This is a genomic window from Deltaproteobacteria bacterium (assembly GCA_016183175.1).
In the GTDB taxonomy this organism is placed as follows: domain Bacteria; phylum UBA10199; class UBA10199; order UBA10199; family SBBF01; genus JACPFC01.
On sequence record JACPFC010000082.1, the window covers coordinates 1 to 14,496 of the forward strand.

Genomic DNA, 14,496 nt, shown 5'->3' on the forward strand with positions numbered 1-14,496 from the left:
CGTCCCTTTTTTATGGATGGAAAAGTGGTCAAAGGAAAAAAGAGAGGCCTGGGAATTCCGACCGCAAACCTGAAAACAGACGGCGAATTGATGCCGCGCGAAGGGGTGTATGCGACACGGGTCGAAATCGGCGGCGGGAAGTTCAAGGGGGCCACGAATATCGGCTGTAACCCCACATTCGGCAAAAACAGGCTTTCCGTCGAAACTCATATTTTGGGGTTCAGAAAAAACATCTACGGAAAAAAATTGAGGCTTTATTTTATCGGCCGGATCCGGGGCGAAAAAAGATTCCGAAATCCGAAAGAACTGGTCCGGCAGATCCGGAAGGACATTAAAACAGCGAAGAGAATATGGCGAAGGGAAAAACCTTGGAATTTGTGAAAGGCAAAACATTGGATCGTTTTTGTGAAATCGTTTTTGCTCCCGCCCGCAGGGCTTGCGAAAACGATGAAACAAAAATGATTCAATGTTTTGCAAGAAAATGAAAAAGAAACTCAAAATCCTCGGCATTATCGGCAACCCCGTCTCGCATTCCCTCTCCCCGCTCATGCAAAATGCCGCCCTTTCCCATTTGAAACTCCCTTATCTCTATATGCCCTTTCCGGTCACCAATGAGGAGCTTCCCGATTTTTTCTCCTCGCTCTCCCGCCGGCGGATCGCCGGTTTTAACGCCACGATCCCGCACAAACAGGCGGTGATCCCCTTTCTTGATTCCCTCTCGCGCGAGGCGAGGCTCATTGGCGCCGTCAACACGGTTGTCGTCAAGGGCAAAAAACCAATCGGCAAAAATACCGACGGCCCCGGATACATTCGTTCACTGGAAGAGGAAGCTAAATACAACGTCAAGGGAAGACATGTCATTCTCTTGGGGGCCGGCGGCTCTGCCCGGGCGATTGCCGTCGCCTTGGGCCTGGCGGGCGCCCATGAAGTGTTCATCATCAACCGGACGGCCAAAAAGGCGCACGATCTCGCCTCAGAAACGGGCAAAAAATTCCCCCGGACCATCTACACCGCCTCTTCGCTGGAAAATATCGACATCGCCTACTGGTCGCTGGCCGATCTGCTGATTAACGCCACCTCCATGGGGATGAAGGGGGTAAGGCTCTGGCCCCTCCCTTTGCACAAATTGCCAAAGAGGACGATTGTCTCGGACATCGTCTACACCCCTCTGGAGACCCCCCTCCTTAAAAAGGCAAAACAGCTGAAACTGAAAACCCATCCCGGGTGGGGTATGCTTCTTTATCAGGGAGCGCTTGCGTTTGAGATGTGGACGGGCCGAAAGGCCCCCGTTTCCGTGATGAAAGAGGTGTTGCTTGAGGCGTTGAAAAAAAGTAGAGGGTGAGCATGGTCGGAATCGTTTTGGTATCCGAAAACCGGGAGGCGCTTGAAATGCTCAAGACGGCCCGCCGTCTTTTGGGGCGCCTCGACGGATTCGGCTCCGTCATTTTAAAACCGGGCAGTCCTCCGGCGCGGATGGAAAACGCCCTGAAAAAAGCCATCAAAAAGGTCAACTCTAAAAATGGAGTCCTTCTCCTGTACGATTTTTTCGGCTCGACCCAGTGCAATACCTGCAGGCGTTTTCTTAAAAAAGGGGCCGTCGAGCTCGTCACGGGGTTCAACATGGCCATGCTGGTGAAGCTCGCCGCCGTCAACAAGACAATGCCTTTGGGCCGGCTTGCCCCGTTCATTGAAAAATACGGGCGCGAACACATCTGCCGCGTCAAAATAAAATAAAGCGCACAATCGGGCTTTGCCCGTTGTGCGCGCGGGGTTTGGGGCCATCGAAGGCCCGACAAAAATATAACAAACACGAGTAGTCGCCTTAAAGGGCCTTCGGGGCCCCAACTAAAATGACTACCTCCACAACCGTCAAGATCGTCAACAAACTGGGGATGCACGCCCGCGCCGCGGCGCTGTTTGTGAAGTCCGCCAACCTGTTTGAGGCGGAAATTTTCGTCACTAAAGGCAAACACCGGGTGAACGGAAAAAGCATCATGGGCCTGCTCATGCTTGCGGCCCCCTGCGGGAGCCGGATCACCGTGGAAGCGAGCGGGCCGGACGCCTCCTCCGCGATAAAGAGGCTCGTCTCCCTTGTCGCAAAGGGTTTTAATGAAAAGTAAAAATAAAAAATCCAGGCGCATCTTCAAGGGGGACCCCGTCGCGCGGGGTTTTGCCATCGGGAAGGCCCTTCTCTACGGTAGCCGGTCGGTCTCTTTTCCCAAATACTGGATCAACGACAGCGAGGCGAAAAACGAGATCCAGCGGTTTAAAAAGGCGCTGATCCAGTGCAAAAGCCAGATGGACGAAATCAAGTCGAAACTCTGCCGGATCGACAGCCGGGACAACATCTCCATTCTCGATTCGCACATCCTTCTTCTGCAGGACGAATTGCTGGTCCGCAATACGGTTTTGACCATTGAAAAAGAGCATATCAATGCTGAATGGGCCATAAACAAGACAATCGGCCAGATCCGGCAGGCTTTTTCCAAAATCAGCCAGTCGTATCTTCGCGAGCGGAAATACGACATCGACTACATCGAAAGCGCCATTCAGCGAAACCTCGCAGGCCAGGGGCCGGGTCCGCTCAAAAAAGTCCCGCCGGGGTCGATCATCGTCGCCTATGACCTCTCCCCGGCCGAAACCCTTCAGCTCATCCGCTATAAAATCGGCGGCTTCGCGACCGAGAGGGGGGGGCTCAATTCGCACACCGCCATTGTCGCCCGGTCGCTTGAAATTCCGTCGGTGGTCGGCGTTGACGGCATCTTCGACTGGGTGGTGGAGGGGGCCCCCCTTCTCATCAACGGAGAAACCGGAGAGGTCATCGTCAACCCAAGGCCTTTCGAAACGGAAAAATTCCACAAAACCAGAAAAACGCGCCTGGCCGTCGACCAGAGGATGAAGAAGGAGGCCCGGCTTGAATCGAAAACCCTGGACGGCTCCGCCGTCAAAATTCTGGCCAACGTGGAACTGCCGGATGAAGTGAATTTCGTCAGGGCCTACGGGGCCGAGGGGATCGGCCTCTACCGCACCGAGTTTCTCTTTCTGGACCGCCCCGCCCCACCCCCCGAACAGGAACAAGAAAAAATCTACCGGACCATCCTCAAGAAATTGAATCCTCTCGAGGTGACCATCCGCACCATCGACCTCGGCGCCGACAAGCTTTCCTCCCAAAACGATTATGCCGACCAGCTGAACCCGGCGATGGGATTGAGGGCGGTCCGCCTTTGTCTGCGCGAGCGAAGATTGTTTGATATCCAGCTACGGGCGCTCCTCAAGGCCTCCCCGGCGGGCAATTTGAAAATATGCATCCCCATGATCTCCGGGGCGCATGAATTCATGAAGATCAAAAAAATCGTCCACGAGGCAATAGACGATTTGAAAAAGAAAAGAATCCGATGCCCGGACAGCGTCCCGCTGGGGGTGATGATCGAAACACCCTCCGCCGCCATGGAGATCGATCTTCTGGCGCGGGAGGCCGATTTTTTTTCGGTGGGGACCAACGATTTGATCCAGTACCTTTTGGCGGTCGACCGGACCAATGAACTGGTCTCGTATCTCTACAACCCGCTTCACCCCTCGGTCATCCGGATCTTGAAACAGATTGTCGACGGCGCCGAAAAATTCGGCAAGGAAGTAACCCTGTGCGGCGAAATGGCGGGGGAGCCTCTCTATCTTCTTCTGTTGATCGCCATCGGTTTCAACCGGTTGAGCATGAATCCGGCCTCCATTCCCAAGCTGAAAAAAATCCTGCGGTTGAGCAGACTAACCGATGCCCAAAAAATCCTGGGCGACGTTCTGGCCTCGGATTCGTACAAAGACTCGGAAAGGACGCTGGAGACGAGGATGCAAGAGCTGTTTCCGGAATACTTTCAATAGGGGATTTCAATTTGACACCCAAAAAGAAAGCCTATAGAGGAAGGCCGGCACCCACAGAAAGGAGCAAGTTTATGTCAAACAGTTATCTTTTTACCTCCGAATCGGTGACCGAGGGGCATCCGGACAAGGTCTGCGACCAGATCTCCGATGCCGTCCTGGATGCCTGCCTGAAGGATGATCCCGGCTCCCGCGTCGCCTGTGAAACGCTGGCAACCACGGGCCTGGTCGTCGTGGCGGGTGAAATCACCACCCAATCAAAACTTGATGTCGTTCCGCTGGTCCGTAGCGTCGTTCGCGACATCGGCTACACCGATCCGGAAATCGGCTTTGACGCCGCCACCTGCGAGGTGATGGTGCGGCTGGACGAACAGTCCCCCGATATTTCGCAGGGGGTGACGGAGGGGGAAGGGCTTTTCAAGGAACAGGGGGCCGGTGATCAGGGGCTGATGTTCGGCTACGCCTGCAATGAAACCACCGAGCTGATGCCGATGCCCATCGCTTTTGCCCACCGCCTGACCCATCGCCTCTCCGAGGCCCGCAAAAAGGGAGAGCTGAAATTCTTGAGGCCGGATGGAAAATCCCAGGTGACTGTCGAGTATAAAAACGACAAGCCGGTGCGGATCGACACCGTGGTTGTTTCCACCCAGCATACCCCCCATGTTTCCCACGAGACCATCAAGGAGGCGGTCGTTGAAAACGTGATCAAAAAGGTCCTTCCCAAAGAACTGCTGAAATCCAACACCCGCTATTTCGTCAACCCGACCGGCCGTTTCATTGTCGGCGGCCCGCACGGCGACTGCGGCCTGACCGGCAGAAAGATCATCGTCGACACCTACGGAGGGATGGGCCGCCACGGCGGGGGGGCCTTTTCGGGAAAAGATCCGACAAAGGTGGACCGAAGCGCCTGCTACCTGGCCCGCCATGTCGCCAAAACCATTGTGTTTGCAAAACTGGCCGACCGCTGTGAACTGCAGGTGGCCTACGCCATCGGGTACCCGGAGCCGGTCTCGCTGATGGTCAACACCTTCGGCACCGGCAAGATCCCGCACGAAAAAATCGAGACGGCGGTCCGCGAGATTTTCAGCTTCAAGCCGGCCAACATCATGCGCGAGCTGAACTTGCGCCGGCCGATCTACCGCAAGACCTCCAACTACGGCCACTTCGGCCGCGTGGAGCCGGAATTTACGTGGGAGAAAACCGGTAAGGTGGAAAAGCTGAAAAGCCTTATTAAATAAGCGTATCTCGTGACTCGTATCTCGTGACTCGAAATTTATCTTTGACGAGCCACGAGCGACGAGCAACGAGCGACGCCCCCCATGAACTCCGACATCAAAGATTCATCACTGGCTGGAAAAGGGAAACTGCGGATCGAATGGGCCAATCAGAACATGCCCGTTTTGAATCTGATCCGTGACCGTTTTTTGAAAGAGAAGCCTCTCCATGGCGTGCGGATCGCCGCCTGCCTGCATGTCACCACCGAAACCGCCTCGCTGATGCGGACATTAAAGGACGGCGGGGCCGCCGTTGCCCTTTGCGCCTCCAACCCCTTATCCACGCAGGACGACGTGGCCGCCTCGCTGGTGAACGATTTTGGAATCCCCACCTACGCCATCTGCGGCGAGGACAACGACACCTACTACAAACACATCCATGCGGCGCTCGACTTAAAGCCGAACATCACCATGGACGACGGCGCCGATCTCGTCTCCACGCTCCATTCCAAACGGACCGAGCTCATTCCCAACGTCTGGGCCGGGACGGAGGAGACAACCACCGGCGTCATTCGCTTGAAAAGCATGGCCAACGACAAGGTCCTTAAATTTCCGGTGGTTGCGGTCAACGACGCCGAGACCAAGCATTTCTTCGACAACCGTTACGGCACCGGCCAGTCGACGATCGACGGCATCATCCGGGCCACCAACCGTCTTTTGGCGGGGACCAACTTTGTGGTGGCCGGCTACGGCTGGTGCGGGAGGGGGTTGAGCTCCCGCGCTCACGGCATGGGGGCCAACGTGATTGTCACCGAGATCGACCCGCTTAAGGCGCTGGAGGCGGTCATGGACGGATTCCGCGTTTTGCCGATGAATGAAGCGGCGGGCATCGGCGACTTTTTCTGCACGGTTACGGGAAACAAGCAGGTCATCCGGAAGGAGCATTTCGAAATCATGAAGGACGGGGCGATCGTCTGCAACTCGGGTCACTTTAATGTGGAAATCGACATCGAGGCGCTGGAAAAAATGGCCATCGGCAAGCGGGAGATCCGCGAATTTGTCATGGAATACAAACTTCCCGGCAACCGCCGGGTGAATCTTCTGGCTGAGGGGCGGCTGGTGAATCTCGCCTCCGCCGAAGGCCATCCCTCTTCCGTCATGGACATGAGCTTTGCCAACCAGGCGCTGGCGGCCGAGTGGGTGGCAAAAAACCACAAAAGCCTCGAAAAAAAGGTCTATGTCGTCCCCGCCGAAATCGACAAAAACATCTCGAAACTGAAGCTCCAGTCGATGAAGGTCAAGCTCGACGTCCTCACCCCCGAGCAGGAACGGTATCTTGCAAGCTGGCAAGAGGGAACTTAAGGCCTTCCCCCCCTTTGGAAGGAGTCTCGTTTCCCATCCATCTTCTGATCTCCTTGTCGGCGGCATATGCCCCCACCAGGGCGATGTAAACCGTCATCATCCCACAAAAATTTCGGTCTGTTTTTTGAAAACCATCCGGTGCGGGGCACAGAAGAAAATTTATCCTTGTTTGACGGAAAAAACTATTGAATTTTTACCTGAACGGTTGGACAGTTACGAATATCGAAAAAAGCAGGGCATAACATGAAAGAAGCAAAATTGATTATTTTTATCGGATTAGCAGTTATTTTTTTTGGATGGTTTGGAATACGGCCAACATTGGTCCGGTCTCTATGCCAAAAATTTGCCTATGATGCAAAGCTACAAGAGATAAAAACAGCGGGCCGATATTATATGCTAAATTTTGATATTCAGTTGAAGTGTGAAGGAGAAAAAGCTTCTCAAGTTTCTTATCCTCCCGGTTGCCTGGATAAGCTTGAGAAAATCAAATGTATTCTTGGGAAGGGTACTGAAGGAATTGATTGTGGTCGTAGGTCATGTCTTGTTTTAAATTTAAGCCCCCCAGAATGTTATTATCCCGAGGTCGTAAGCCAAGAGGAGTGGAATGAAAAGGGATGGAGAAACAATTTTCTGGAGGGGAAAAGAGAGCTTTATAAAGAGGCATTTAGTTCATGGGATACAAGCACAAACCGCAATAAGGCCGAGCAATCATATAATCTGTGCGTCCGACGATGGGGATTGGAAAGTCATTAGAAACTGCTAGTCCGAAAAACATCCGGGGTCGGGTCCTGACATGAGACCAGCAACCAAATTGGATTTCAAATTTGGGGACCATCCTTTCCCAAACGTCACGGTCCAATCTGTTTTTCGACCCACTGAAAAAATTTTTCTTCCACAATTTCTAGGGCCAACGGCTTGTAATACTTGACCTGAGCACCATAGGATTCCGGTACTTGCCATTTTTCATGTTCAAATATAGAAAGTGTTCCCCATTTGGAACGAATCGTATCTGAAAGGTTGCTTACTATACCTGCATGTTTGGGTTGGCCTTCCTTATCACAATAGATAATTACATCTCCCGTTGAAACGCTATCCGTGGAATAAATAACCGAATGTTTCAGGAGAAATTTTACAAAATTCGAATTGGCAAATTGTCTATTTTGTTCTTTTAATGCATCATCATAAGCACACTCACGATACGAATCAGACTCACCAAGGCCAAAAGCATATGCAAAGCAGTTGATACACAAGTTAGGGTATCGTCTGTATTGCCAACCATTAGGTTCAGTCACTCTTTTTATACCAAAAGCACAGACTTTTTCGATTTTCTGACCTTCATTGATAGCAACAGACTCTGTTATCTCTTCCAGGTATTGTCGGATTGTTTTTTTCATTTTTAAAACAGATTTTTTGTCCTATTCAGTAAAATCAATGGGGATTGTCTTTCTACCTTTCCTCTTTTTTCCCTCTCGATATAAGGTCACAGGAACGCTACCTCGCGAGTTGGCAGGAGGGGACTTAAAAGGGCTCCCGGAGACGGGAGGCATCTTTACCTTAAAACACCGGTGAGCAATCGGGATTCTTTCCCAATAAAATCGCAGATCTTGTTGATCATTGCCCTGCCTCCAAACTTTCCGATAAAATCATCCCCCAGATTTTTTGCAACTACTGGAAGTTCTTTTGCCAGATGAAGGGCGGCCTGCCGGACTACATCGCTTTTAACCCCGGCATCCTCGGCAAACCGGTCCCAGTGTCTTCCGGAAATTTCCCGGCGTTTGTATTTTCCGCCGATTTTCATGGCAAACTTGGTGTCCAACCTTTCATAGACGTTTGTCGACATCAAATCGTAAAAGGGCGCAAGAAAGAAACCGTCCGGTGTAATCATGATGGAAATATTTTTTGCGTGGGCATCGGCATTGCCGATCAGATAATTGAAAACAGCCCATCGGATAAGGCGGGTTTTGTCCCGAATAGGGTCATTGGAATTTTCCGTCAGCAGATCAAAACAGTGTTTAAACCCCGGTCCTTCTTCATTCTCGTATTTTTGATTCGGCATAAGGCCCAAAGCCTGACAGAAATCCTCCTGGTGGAGCCTGACAAGATTTCCTTTTTCATCCGCCTTGCGGTCGTATCTTTTAACGGACAGGAGTTTGCTGTTTGGGGTTTGATAAACGGCCGCGTCCGGGACATCGAGCCCCGCTTTTTGCGCGAGCATCATGCAAAATGCCTCATTTTCAACGGTCTCTTCGTAGGATGGGATTTGCGGTTTGAGGATGTGGGAACTGGGATAAGAGCCGAGCGGCAGAAAGAGCTCCCCGTTTTTCATGGTAACCGGCAATTTGTTCTGGGCGCCGGCCAGTGAAAGGCGTTCTCCCCCTTCGGGGCTCAAGAGCGGCCGGCTCGGCATTTCGGCAAGTCTTTCATCGAGATGCCTTTCGGTGATTTTCTTATATTCCCCCTTCCCGGTCGGCCGGGTATCCTCCGGCAACAAAGAAAGAGCGCCCGCGCATTCTCCCCCGATTTCCACAAGAAGCCCGAAGTCATTTCCCACCGAAATTCCATACCGGGCCGCCAAAAACCGGCGCACTTCCGCCTCTGGAAGCAGATTGGCAAAAAAAGGCCTTGAGAGACTGTTTTCATAGGCATCGGCTTTGAGAGGCAATTGGAGGGAAATGGGCAAGGCATTGGGTTTTGCCAGCCAGGCAGGTTGATATTGAAAAACATACTCTCCCTGTTCGTCCAGCCACAACACGCCGACCAGTCGGCTTTCCCAATAAACAAAAAGTTTTTTCGTCATCGCGATCATCTTTTTTCAAGCGCCAGGTTAAGGCCCAGTATTTTAATCACCTTGAGCACCAACTCGAGACGGGCGGTCGGCTTCCCGTTTTCAAGTTCCGAAAAAAAACGGAGGCCAACATTGCAAAAACCCGCCACTTGAGCCTGGGTCAGCCCCTGTTCCTTTCGCACGCGACGAATCAGGGCGCCAAGTTCGGTCGTTGAGCGAACAATGTTCTTCTTGTCGCTATTTGAGGGCATAGACGTAATATTCCCGAACGGGAAAATTTTGTCAAGAATAGATATAATTATCCCGATCGGTAAAAAAAGCCCTTTTTGGTTGTATTATTCCCGATCGGGAAACTACTATGGCCTCCCCCCCTGCTTTCTTAAAATTTCCCTCATCTGGCGGGCCTTGTCGTAGAGGTCAGCGAAGGCGGGCTCTCCGTCCAGCTTAAAGCGTTCCATCGTCCGGATGGCATGGTCGGGCTCCTGCCGCCGAAGGTAGAGGATGCAGATGTCCTTGATCAGCGCCTGATTGTCCCCCTTGTGCGGCAGAATGAGTTCATAGACCCGCAAAAGATCGTCGTATTGCTTCCCCAGGCGGTATTCCCGCGCGAGCGCTTCATACTGCTCCACCGCCTCTTTCGCCATTCCGTGCATCTGATAGATTTCGCCCAGTTTGCGGCGGTTGGCCGGGGCGGGATCCAGCTCCACCAGTTTTCTGCAGGTTGCAATCATCTTGTCCCTGTCCCCCATGGCGGAATAGCTCTCGACCATGATCCGGTATTGATTGACGGCGTCCGCCTGCAGACCCAGCTTCTGGTAGAGTTCGGCCAGCTTGACGTTGATCTCGACCAACCCGGGTTCAAGTTTGAGGATGTTCTTGTAAATCGCCGCCGCCTTGAGGATGAAGTTCTGCCGCTCAAAGAGGTCGGCGATCTCCCGGTAGGTCTGAATGGCCCTGGGGATATCCTTGGCGCGGAACCAGGTTTCGGCCATCCGCATTTTGATGCGCATGTCGTCCGGCCTCTGAAGGGCCAGCTCCTTTAAATCGTTGATCACGCGCTCGTACCGGTTTTTTTGGAAAAGCTTCGAGGCGACTTCTCTGAGTTTTTTGGTTTGGGCGCTAAGGTCAAGCATTTATCTTGCAAACGAAGAGAGTTCTTTTGTCGTCGCAATTTTCATAAGCCGCTCTGAGGTGGTTTGTCTCGCCGGCGGATGTGGCCGGCGGGAACGAAAATTGCTTCGCCAAAAGGACTCTCTTCGTTTGCTGTTGAACCACCTAAGCCATTACCAATTTTATCACCGCTTCGAGGCCGAGCAAATAACTGTTCACGCCGAAGCCGCAGATCTGTCCGCGGGCCACCGGCGCGATAAACGAATGATGCCGAAAATCCTCGCGCTGGTAGATGTTGGAGAGATGCACCTCCACCACCGGGATGGAAACGGCCCCGACGGCGTCGCGCAGGGCCACGCTGGTATGCGTGTAGGCGGCGGGGTTCATCACGACGCCGTCGAATTTTTTTCCCGCGGACTGGATTTTTTCCACCAGCTCCCCTTCGGAGTTCGACTGCACCGATCTGACCTCGACCCCCAGTTCCTTTCCCTTTTTTTTCAGAAGGGCGTCGATTTCTTTGAGCGTCGTTTTGCCATACACCGACGTTTCGCGCCCGCCGAGGAGATTCAGGTTGGGACCGTGGATAATGAGGATTTTAAGTTTCTTTTTTTTGATCATATCCATTACAGAACAGGAAAATATTTTTGTTTCATCGTTTTTGTAAGCCCGCTTTATCGTTGGGGGTACGCATCGCTCGCCCTTTTCGGGCCTCGTTTTCCCGATATCGCCTTGCGCAAAATTGGTTGCCCGGCGGGCGGGGGAACAAAAACGATCTCATAAAAACATTTCCCTGTTCTGTAATTCACAAATACCGCAAAATTTCCCACGCCGTCAGCGGCAAAACAGCCGCCCGCCCGATCCCTCTGATGCCGATATACCGTATTTTCTTTCCGACCCCCTTCTTGTCTGCCGCCATCACCCGCGCATAGGCCTTCTTCGAATAGGCGGGCCACCGGACCGGCAGACCCGTTTTTCTCAACAGATTGTAGAGCCGGCTCACCTCCGCCATCGGGCAAAGGCCGCGCTCGTAAGAGAGGATGGCCGAATAAACCATCCCCCGGCTCACCGCCTCGCCATGACGGATCTTCCGGTAGCCGGAAAGGGTCTCGACAGCGTGGCCGAGGGTATGACCAAAATTCAAAAGCGACCTTAAACCCCTTTCGCGTTCGTCCTTTGAGACAATTTCCGCTTTGATCTTTAAGGAGCGGCCGATGATTCTCTCCAGCGCATTATGATCGAGGTTCAAGATCTTTCCAATATTTTTTTCCAGATACCCGAAAAATTGTTTGTCCCGGATGACGCCGTATTTGACCACCTCGGCAAGACCGCACAAAAACTCGCGGCGCGGAAGGATTTTTAAAAAATCGGTGTCGATCAGCACCCATGCCGGCTGATAAAAGGCCCCGACCAGATTTTTGCCGGAGCGGAGATCGACGCCGGTTTTTCCGCCGACGCTGGAATCGACCTGCGCGAGGAGGGTTGTCGGAACCTGAATATACGGAATGCCCCGCAACCAGGTGGCGGCGACAAACCCCCCGATATCGCCGACAACCCCTCCTCCCAGGGCGACAAGCCCTGTTTTCCGGTCAGCCTGAACCTTCACGAGACGGTCATAAATCCCCGCCACCGTCTTCAGATTTTTGTGACGCTCTCCATCCGGGATGACAATCCAGGCGAGTGGTTTCGTTCTTTTTAAGATTCGCTCAATCCGGGAGCGGTAGAGCCGGGCAATCGTCCGATTCGTCAAGACAACAAAGCGGCCGGAGGGGAGATGTTTTTTCAACCCCCGCGGCAGATCGCGAACGGCCCCACGGCCAATGGTGATCGTGTAACTCCGACTGCCGAAGGGGACTCGAATTGTTTTCATGGCCGGTGGTGGACTACTGCGTAGCGCATACACAGGGTGACACTCTAAAAGCGCATGGGACTTGGACAAAAAGTGTCATTCTACTTATACGCCGGTCCGCAGAGACTGCATTAAAACTATTTTAAGAACCGGGGTCAAAACCCCTTCCGGGCTTAAACCATCGGTCTCAACCTGATGGGGGGCCAGATCGTAATACGGTTTTCTCTTCTGGAAAAGTTCCTCCACCTCGTTGCGTTTGACCTTTTTTCCCAGAAGCGGCCGGCTTTGGGCCTGTCCGATCCGTTCCATAATGGTTGCCGGATAAGCGGAAAGATTGATCCAGATCCCATGCCTCAAGACTTCGCGGTTGAGGATGCTCAACACCATTCCGCCGCCGCACCCGACAACCAGGGGCGCCCGGAAATGAAGACGGCGCAACACCTCCCGTTCCTTTTCGCGAAAGAGCTCCTCGCCCCCTTTTTTGGCAAAGATCCGGTCGATCGTTGTTCCTATTTCCAGCTCGATCTGGGCATCGGTGTCGAGAAACGGAATCCCAATCCGGACCGATAAGAGCCGCCCGACGGTGCTTTTGCCCGTTCCCATGAAACCGGTGAGGTAGATGTTTTTTTTCAATAATTCCTCACTTGTTCCAAATACCCTTCGTAATTTCTTCGCACCTCCCCCAGCGAATCGCCGCCCAATTTTTCCAGAAAGGCCCGGGCGATTTCAAACGCAACCACGTTTTCGGCAATGACGCTTGCCGCCGGAACGGCGCAGGTGTCGGAGCGCTCCACCGAGGCCTCAATCGCTTCCTTGGTTTGTATATCCACCGAATGAAGGGGGCGGTAGAGCGTGGAGATCGGCTTCATCACGGCGCGGATGATAATCGGTTCTCCATTGGTCATCCCCCCTTCAAGTCCTCCGGCCCGGTTGGTCTTGCGATAAAAGCGGCGCTTTTGCCCGTCATAAAAAATCTCGTCGTGCGCCTCGGAACCGGGGCGACGCGCCTCGCCGAATCCAACCCCGAACTCCACCCCTTTGATCGCCTGAATGCTCAAGAGCGCCTGCGCCAACCGTCCGTCGAGTTTTCGATCCCATTGGACATGGCTCCCCAGGCCGGGGGGCACATTTGCGACAATCACCTCAAAAATCCCGCCGACGGTGTCCCCTTTTCGCTTCACCTCGTCGATCTTGGCGACCATCTTTTTGGACACCGCGGGGTCGAGGCAACGGACCGGATCGGCCTCTGATTGTTGGGCGATTTCATCGAGGGAAGGGAGTTCGGAAAGAGAGGCCTCGACGCCGCCGATACAGGTGACATGGCCGGCAATTTTGACGCCGAATTCGGACAGGAACGTCCTACAGATCGCCCCGATGGCGACCCGTATGGTGGTCTCGCGGGCGGAGGCCCGTTCAAGAACATTTCTCAAGTCGCGATGATCGTATTTGAGCCCCCCCGCGAGATCGGCATGGCCGGGCCGGGGGCACATAACCTTTTTCTTAAGACCGGAATCGCCGGGCATGACGCCCATTTCTTCGGCCCAGTTTTTCCAGTCGCGGTTGGCCACCCATAAGGCAATCGGCGATCCGAGCGTAACCCCATGGCGCACGCCGGAGGTGATTTCCACCTGATCGGCCTCGATTTTCATCCGGCCGCCTCTGCCGTATCCCATCTGGCGCCGCGCCAGTTGAGTGTTGATCGGATCGAGGGACAGGGAAAGGCCCGACGGCATTCCCTCGAGAATGGCCGTTAATCCCGGCCCGTGCGATTCACCGGCTGTGAGATATCTAATCATAAAGACATAGTTCAAACAAAAAACCCACGCTGGGTGCGTGGGCTTCAAGGTATCGACTTAACTTTCAAAAGTCAAAATCAACTCTCGGGAAACACCTTGTCTTTGTCGGACAGCTTCAACCCCAGCGCGAGAATGATTTTCCGCTTCGTGTCCATCCGGCAATCCATTCCCGATTCCACGCGGTCGATCGTCAGCGCCGAAAGCCCCGCCTTTCGCCCCAGTTCCGCCTTGCTCATCAACAACTCCTCCCGAATCTTGCGTACATTGTTTTTCATTGATTATATTTGGGGCCCTTTCGGCCCGTTTGTTGCTACTCGCATTGATTTATTTCGGGCCTCAAATGGCCCCAAACCCCGCGCGAATCACCGGCAAAGCCGGATGATTCGCTTGCCTCCTTCATTAGTAGTCAATTATCTAATATATGTCTAATTTTGTGGTAAACGTCAAGATATTTGTTCTAAATTTTTTTAAATTTATTATTTAATTAATATAAATTATATTTAATCTATA

17 protein-coding genes are annotated in these 14,496 nt (G+C 53.0%); 8 read left to right on the top strand and 9 right to left on the bottom strand.

The features are described from left to right. The 8 genes from HYU99_08370 to HYU99_08405 form a co-directional block, all read left to right on the top strand. Nucleotides 1-381, top strand: a 381-nt coding sequence (locus HYU99_08370; GenBank protein MBI2340361.1) for a riboflavin kinase, incomplete at its 5' end; no start/stop codon positions are given. A gap of 100 nt (nucleotides 382-481) precedes the next feature. After that, nucleotides 482-1,342 carry a shikimate dehydrogenase gene (gene aroE / locus HYU99_08375; protein ID MBI2340362.1) on the top strand — a complete coding sequence of 287 codons (861 nt, stop codon included), beginning with the start codon at nucleotides 482-484 and terminating at the stop codon, nucleotides 1,340-1,342. 2 nt (nucleotides 1,343-1,344) lie between these two features. Next, nucleotides 1,345-1,734 (top strand): hypothetical protein, encoded by a 390-nt coding sequence (locus HYU99_08380; GenBank protein ID MBI2340363.1) that lies wholly within the window; start codon nucleotides 1,345-1,347, stop codon nucleotides 1,732-1,734. Nucleotides 1,735-1,850: 116 nt separating this feature from the next. Then, nucleotides 1,851-2,120, top strand: a complete 270-nt coding sequence (locus HYU99_08385; GenBank protein MBI2340364.1) for an HPr family phosphocarrier protein — start codon at nucleotides 1,851-1,853, stop codon at nucleotides 2,118-2,120. Then, nucleotides 2,110-3,876: a phosphoenolpyruvate--protein phosphotransferase gene (gene ptsP, locus HYU99_08390; protein ID MBI2340365.1), complete on the top strand. Its 1,767-nt coding sequence runs from the start codon at nucleotides 2,110-2,112 to the stop codon at nucleotides 3,874-3,876. Before HYU99_08385 ends, ptsP begins: the two co-directional genes overlap by 11 nt. 71 nt (nucleotides 3,877-3,947) lie before the next feature. Beyond that, the gene (locus HYU99_08395) at nucleotides 3,948-5,111 is read left to right on the top strand and encodes a methionine adenosyltransferase (protein ID MBI2340366.1); all 1,164 of its coding nucleotides are present in this window, start codon (nucleotides 3,948-3,950) and stop codon (nucleotides 5,109-5,111) included. 81 nt (nucleotides 5,112-5,192) lie between these two features. Next, nucleotides 5,193-6,449, top strand: a complete 1,257-nt coding sequence (locus HYU99_08400; GenBank protein ID MBI2340367.1) for an adenosylhomocysteinase — start codon at nucleotides 5,193-5,195, stop codon at nucleotides 6,447-6,449. Between the two features lie 243 nt (nucleotides 6,450-6,692). Beyond that, on the top strand, nucleotides 6,693-7,202 hold the full coding sequence (locus HYU99_08405) for a hypothetical protein (protein MBI2340368.1): 510 nt from the start codon (nucleotides 6,693-6,695) through the stop codon (nucleotides 7,200-7,202). Nucleotides 7,203-7,297: 95 nt separating this feature from the next. On the opposite strand, the gene HYU99_08410 is transcribed toward HYU99_08405, so the two are convergent. The 9 genes from HYU99_08410 to HYU99_08450 all read right to left on the bottom strand — a co-directional run bounded on the left by HYU99_08410 (nucleotide 7,298) and on the right by HYU99_08450 (nucleotide 14,261). Continuing rightward, on the bottom strand, nucleotides 7,298-7,843 hold the full coding sequence (locus HYU99_08410; GenBank protein ID MBI2340369.1) for a hypothetical protein: 546 nt from the start codon (nucleotides 7,841-7,843) through the stop codon (nucleotides 7,298-7,300). Between the two features lie 155 nt (nucleotides 7,844-7,998). After that, entirely contained in the window at nucleotides 7,999-9,246 is a 1,248-nt protein-coding gene (locus HYU99_08415; protein ID MBI2340370.1) for a type II toxin-antitoxin system HipA family toxin, read from the bottom strand. 5 nt (nucleotides 9,247-9,251) lie between these two features. Beyond that, on the bottom strand, nucleotides 9,252-9,485 hold the full coding sequence (locus HYU99_08420; protein MBI2340371.1) for a helix-turn-helix transcriptional regulator: 234 nt from the start codon (nucleotides 9,483-9,485) through the stop codon (nucleotides 9,252-9,254). A 105-nt stretch (nucleotides 9,486-9,590) separates the two neighbouring features. Continuing rightward, entirely contained in the window at nucleotides 9,591-10,367 is a 777-nt protein-coding gene (locus tag HYU99_08425) for a hypothetical protein (protein MBI2340372.1), read from the bottom strand. 142 nt (nucleotides 10,368-10,509) lie between these two features. Then, nucleotides 10,510-10,962 carry a type II 3-dehydroquinate dehydratase gene (gene aroQ, locus HYU99_08430; protein ID MBI2340373.1) on the bottom strand — a complete coding sequence of 151 codons (453 nt, stop codon included), beginning with the start codon at nucleotides 10,960-10,962 and terminating at the stop codon, nucleotides 10,510-10,512. A gap of 184 nt (nucleotides 10,963-11,146) precedes the next feature. Then, nucleotides 11,147-12,211: a 3-dehydroquinate synthase gene (gene aroB, locus HYU99_08435; protein MBI2340374.1), complete on the bottom strand. Its 1,065-nt coding sequence runs from the start codon at nucleotides 12,209-12,211 to the stop codon at nucleotides 11,147-11,149. Between the two features lie 84 nt (nucleotides 12,212-12,295). Continuing rightward, complete coding sequence (locus tag HYU99_08440) at nucleotides 12,296-12,823, bottom strand: shikimate kinase (GenBank protein MBI2340375.1); 528 nt, start codon at nucleotides 12,821-12,823, stop codon at nucleotides 12,296-12,298. Continuing rightward, nucleotides 12,820-13,986 (bottom strand): chorismate synthase, encoded by a 1,167-nt coding sequence (aroC, locus tag HYU99_08445; protein ID MBI2340376.1) that lies wholly within the window; start codon nucleotides 13,984-13,986, stop codon nucleotides 12,820-12,822. The genes HYU99_08440 and aroC overlap by 4 nt, the downstream gene beginning before the upstream one ends. A 77-nt stretch (nucleotides 13,987-14,063) precedes the next feature. Next, nucleotides 14,064-14,261: a helix-turn-helix domain-containing protein gene (locus HYU99_08450; protein MBI2340377.1), complete on the bottom strand. Its 198-nt coding sequence runs from the start codon at nucleotides 14,259-14,261 to the stop codon at nucleotides 14,064-14,066. Nucleotides 14,262-14,496 lie beyond the last annotated feature (235 nt).

Bases quoted from the DNA above. Each gene is read 5' to 3' on its own strand.
- ptsP (MBI2340365.1), top strand. From the start codon at position 2,110: ATGAAAAGTAAAAATAAAAAATCCAGGCGCATCTTCAAGGGGGACCCC.
- HYU99_08420 (MBI2340371.1), bottom strand. From the start codon at position 9,485: ATGCCCTCAAATAGCGACAAGAAGAACATTGTTCGCTCAACGACCGAA.
- HYU99_08405 (MBI2340368.1), top strand. From the start codon at position 6,693: ATGAAAGAAGCAAAATTGATTATTTTTATCGGATTAGCAGTTATTTTT.
- HYU99_08410 (MBI2340369.1), bottom strand. From the start codon at position 7,843: ATGAAAAAAACAATCCGACAATACCTGGAAGAGATAACAGAGTCTGTT.
- HYU99_08395 (MBI2340366.1), top strand. From the start codon at position 3,948: ATGTCAAACAGTTATCTTTTTACCTCCGAATCGGTGACCGAGGGGCAT.
- aroE (MBI2340362.1), top strand. From the start codon at position 482: ATGAAAAAGAAACTCAAAATCCTCGGCATTATCGGCAACCCCGTCTCG.
- HYU99_08450 (MBI2340377.1), bottom strand. From the start codon at position 14,261: ATGAAAAACAATGTACGCAAGATTCGGGAGGAGTTGTTGATGAGCAAG.
- HYU99_08415 (MBI2340370.1), bottom strand. From the start codon at position 9,246: ATGACGAAAAAACTTTTTGTTTATTGGGAAAGCCGACTGGTCGGCGTG.
- HYU99_08425 (MBI2340372.1), bottom strand. From the start codon at position 10,367: ATGCTTGACCTTAGCGCCCAAACCAAAAAACTCAGAGAAGTCGCCTCG.
- aroB (MBI2340374.1), bottom strand. From the start codon at position 12,211: ATGAAAACAATTCGAGTCCCCTTCGGCAGTCGGAGTTACACGATCACC.
- HYU99_08380 (MBI2340363.1), top strand. From the start codon at position 1,345: ATGGTCGGAATCGTTTTGGTATCCGAAAACCGGGAGGCGCTTGAAATG.
- aroQ (MBI2340373.1), bottom strand. From the start codon at position 10,962: ATGATCAAAAAAAAGAAACTTAAAATCCTCATTATCCACGGTCCCAAC.
- aroC (MBI2340376.1), bottom strand. From the start codon at position 13,986: ATGATTAGATATCTCACAGCCGGTGAATCGCACGGGCCGGGATTAACG.
- HYU99_08385 (MBI2340364.1), top strand. From the start codon at position 1,851: ATGACTACCTCCACAACCGTCAAGATCGTCAACAAACTGGGGATGCAC.
- HYU99_08400 (MBI2340367.1), top strand. From the start codon at position 5,193: ATGAACTCCGACATCAAAGATTCATCACTGGCTGGAAAAGGGAAACTG.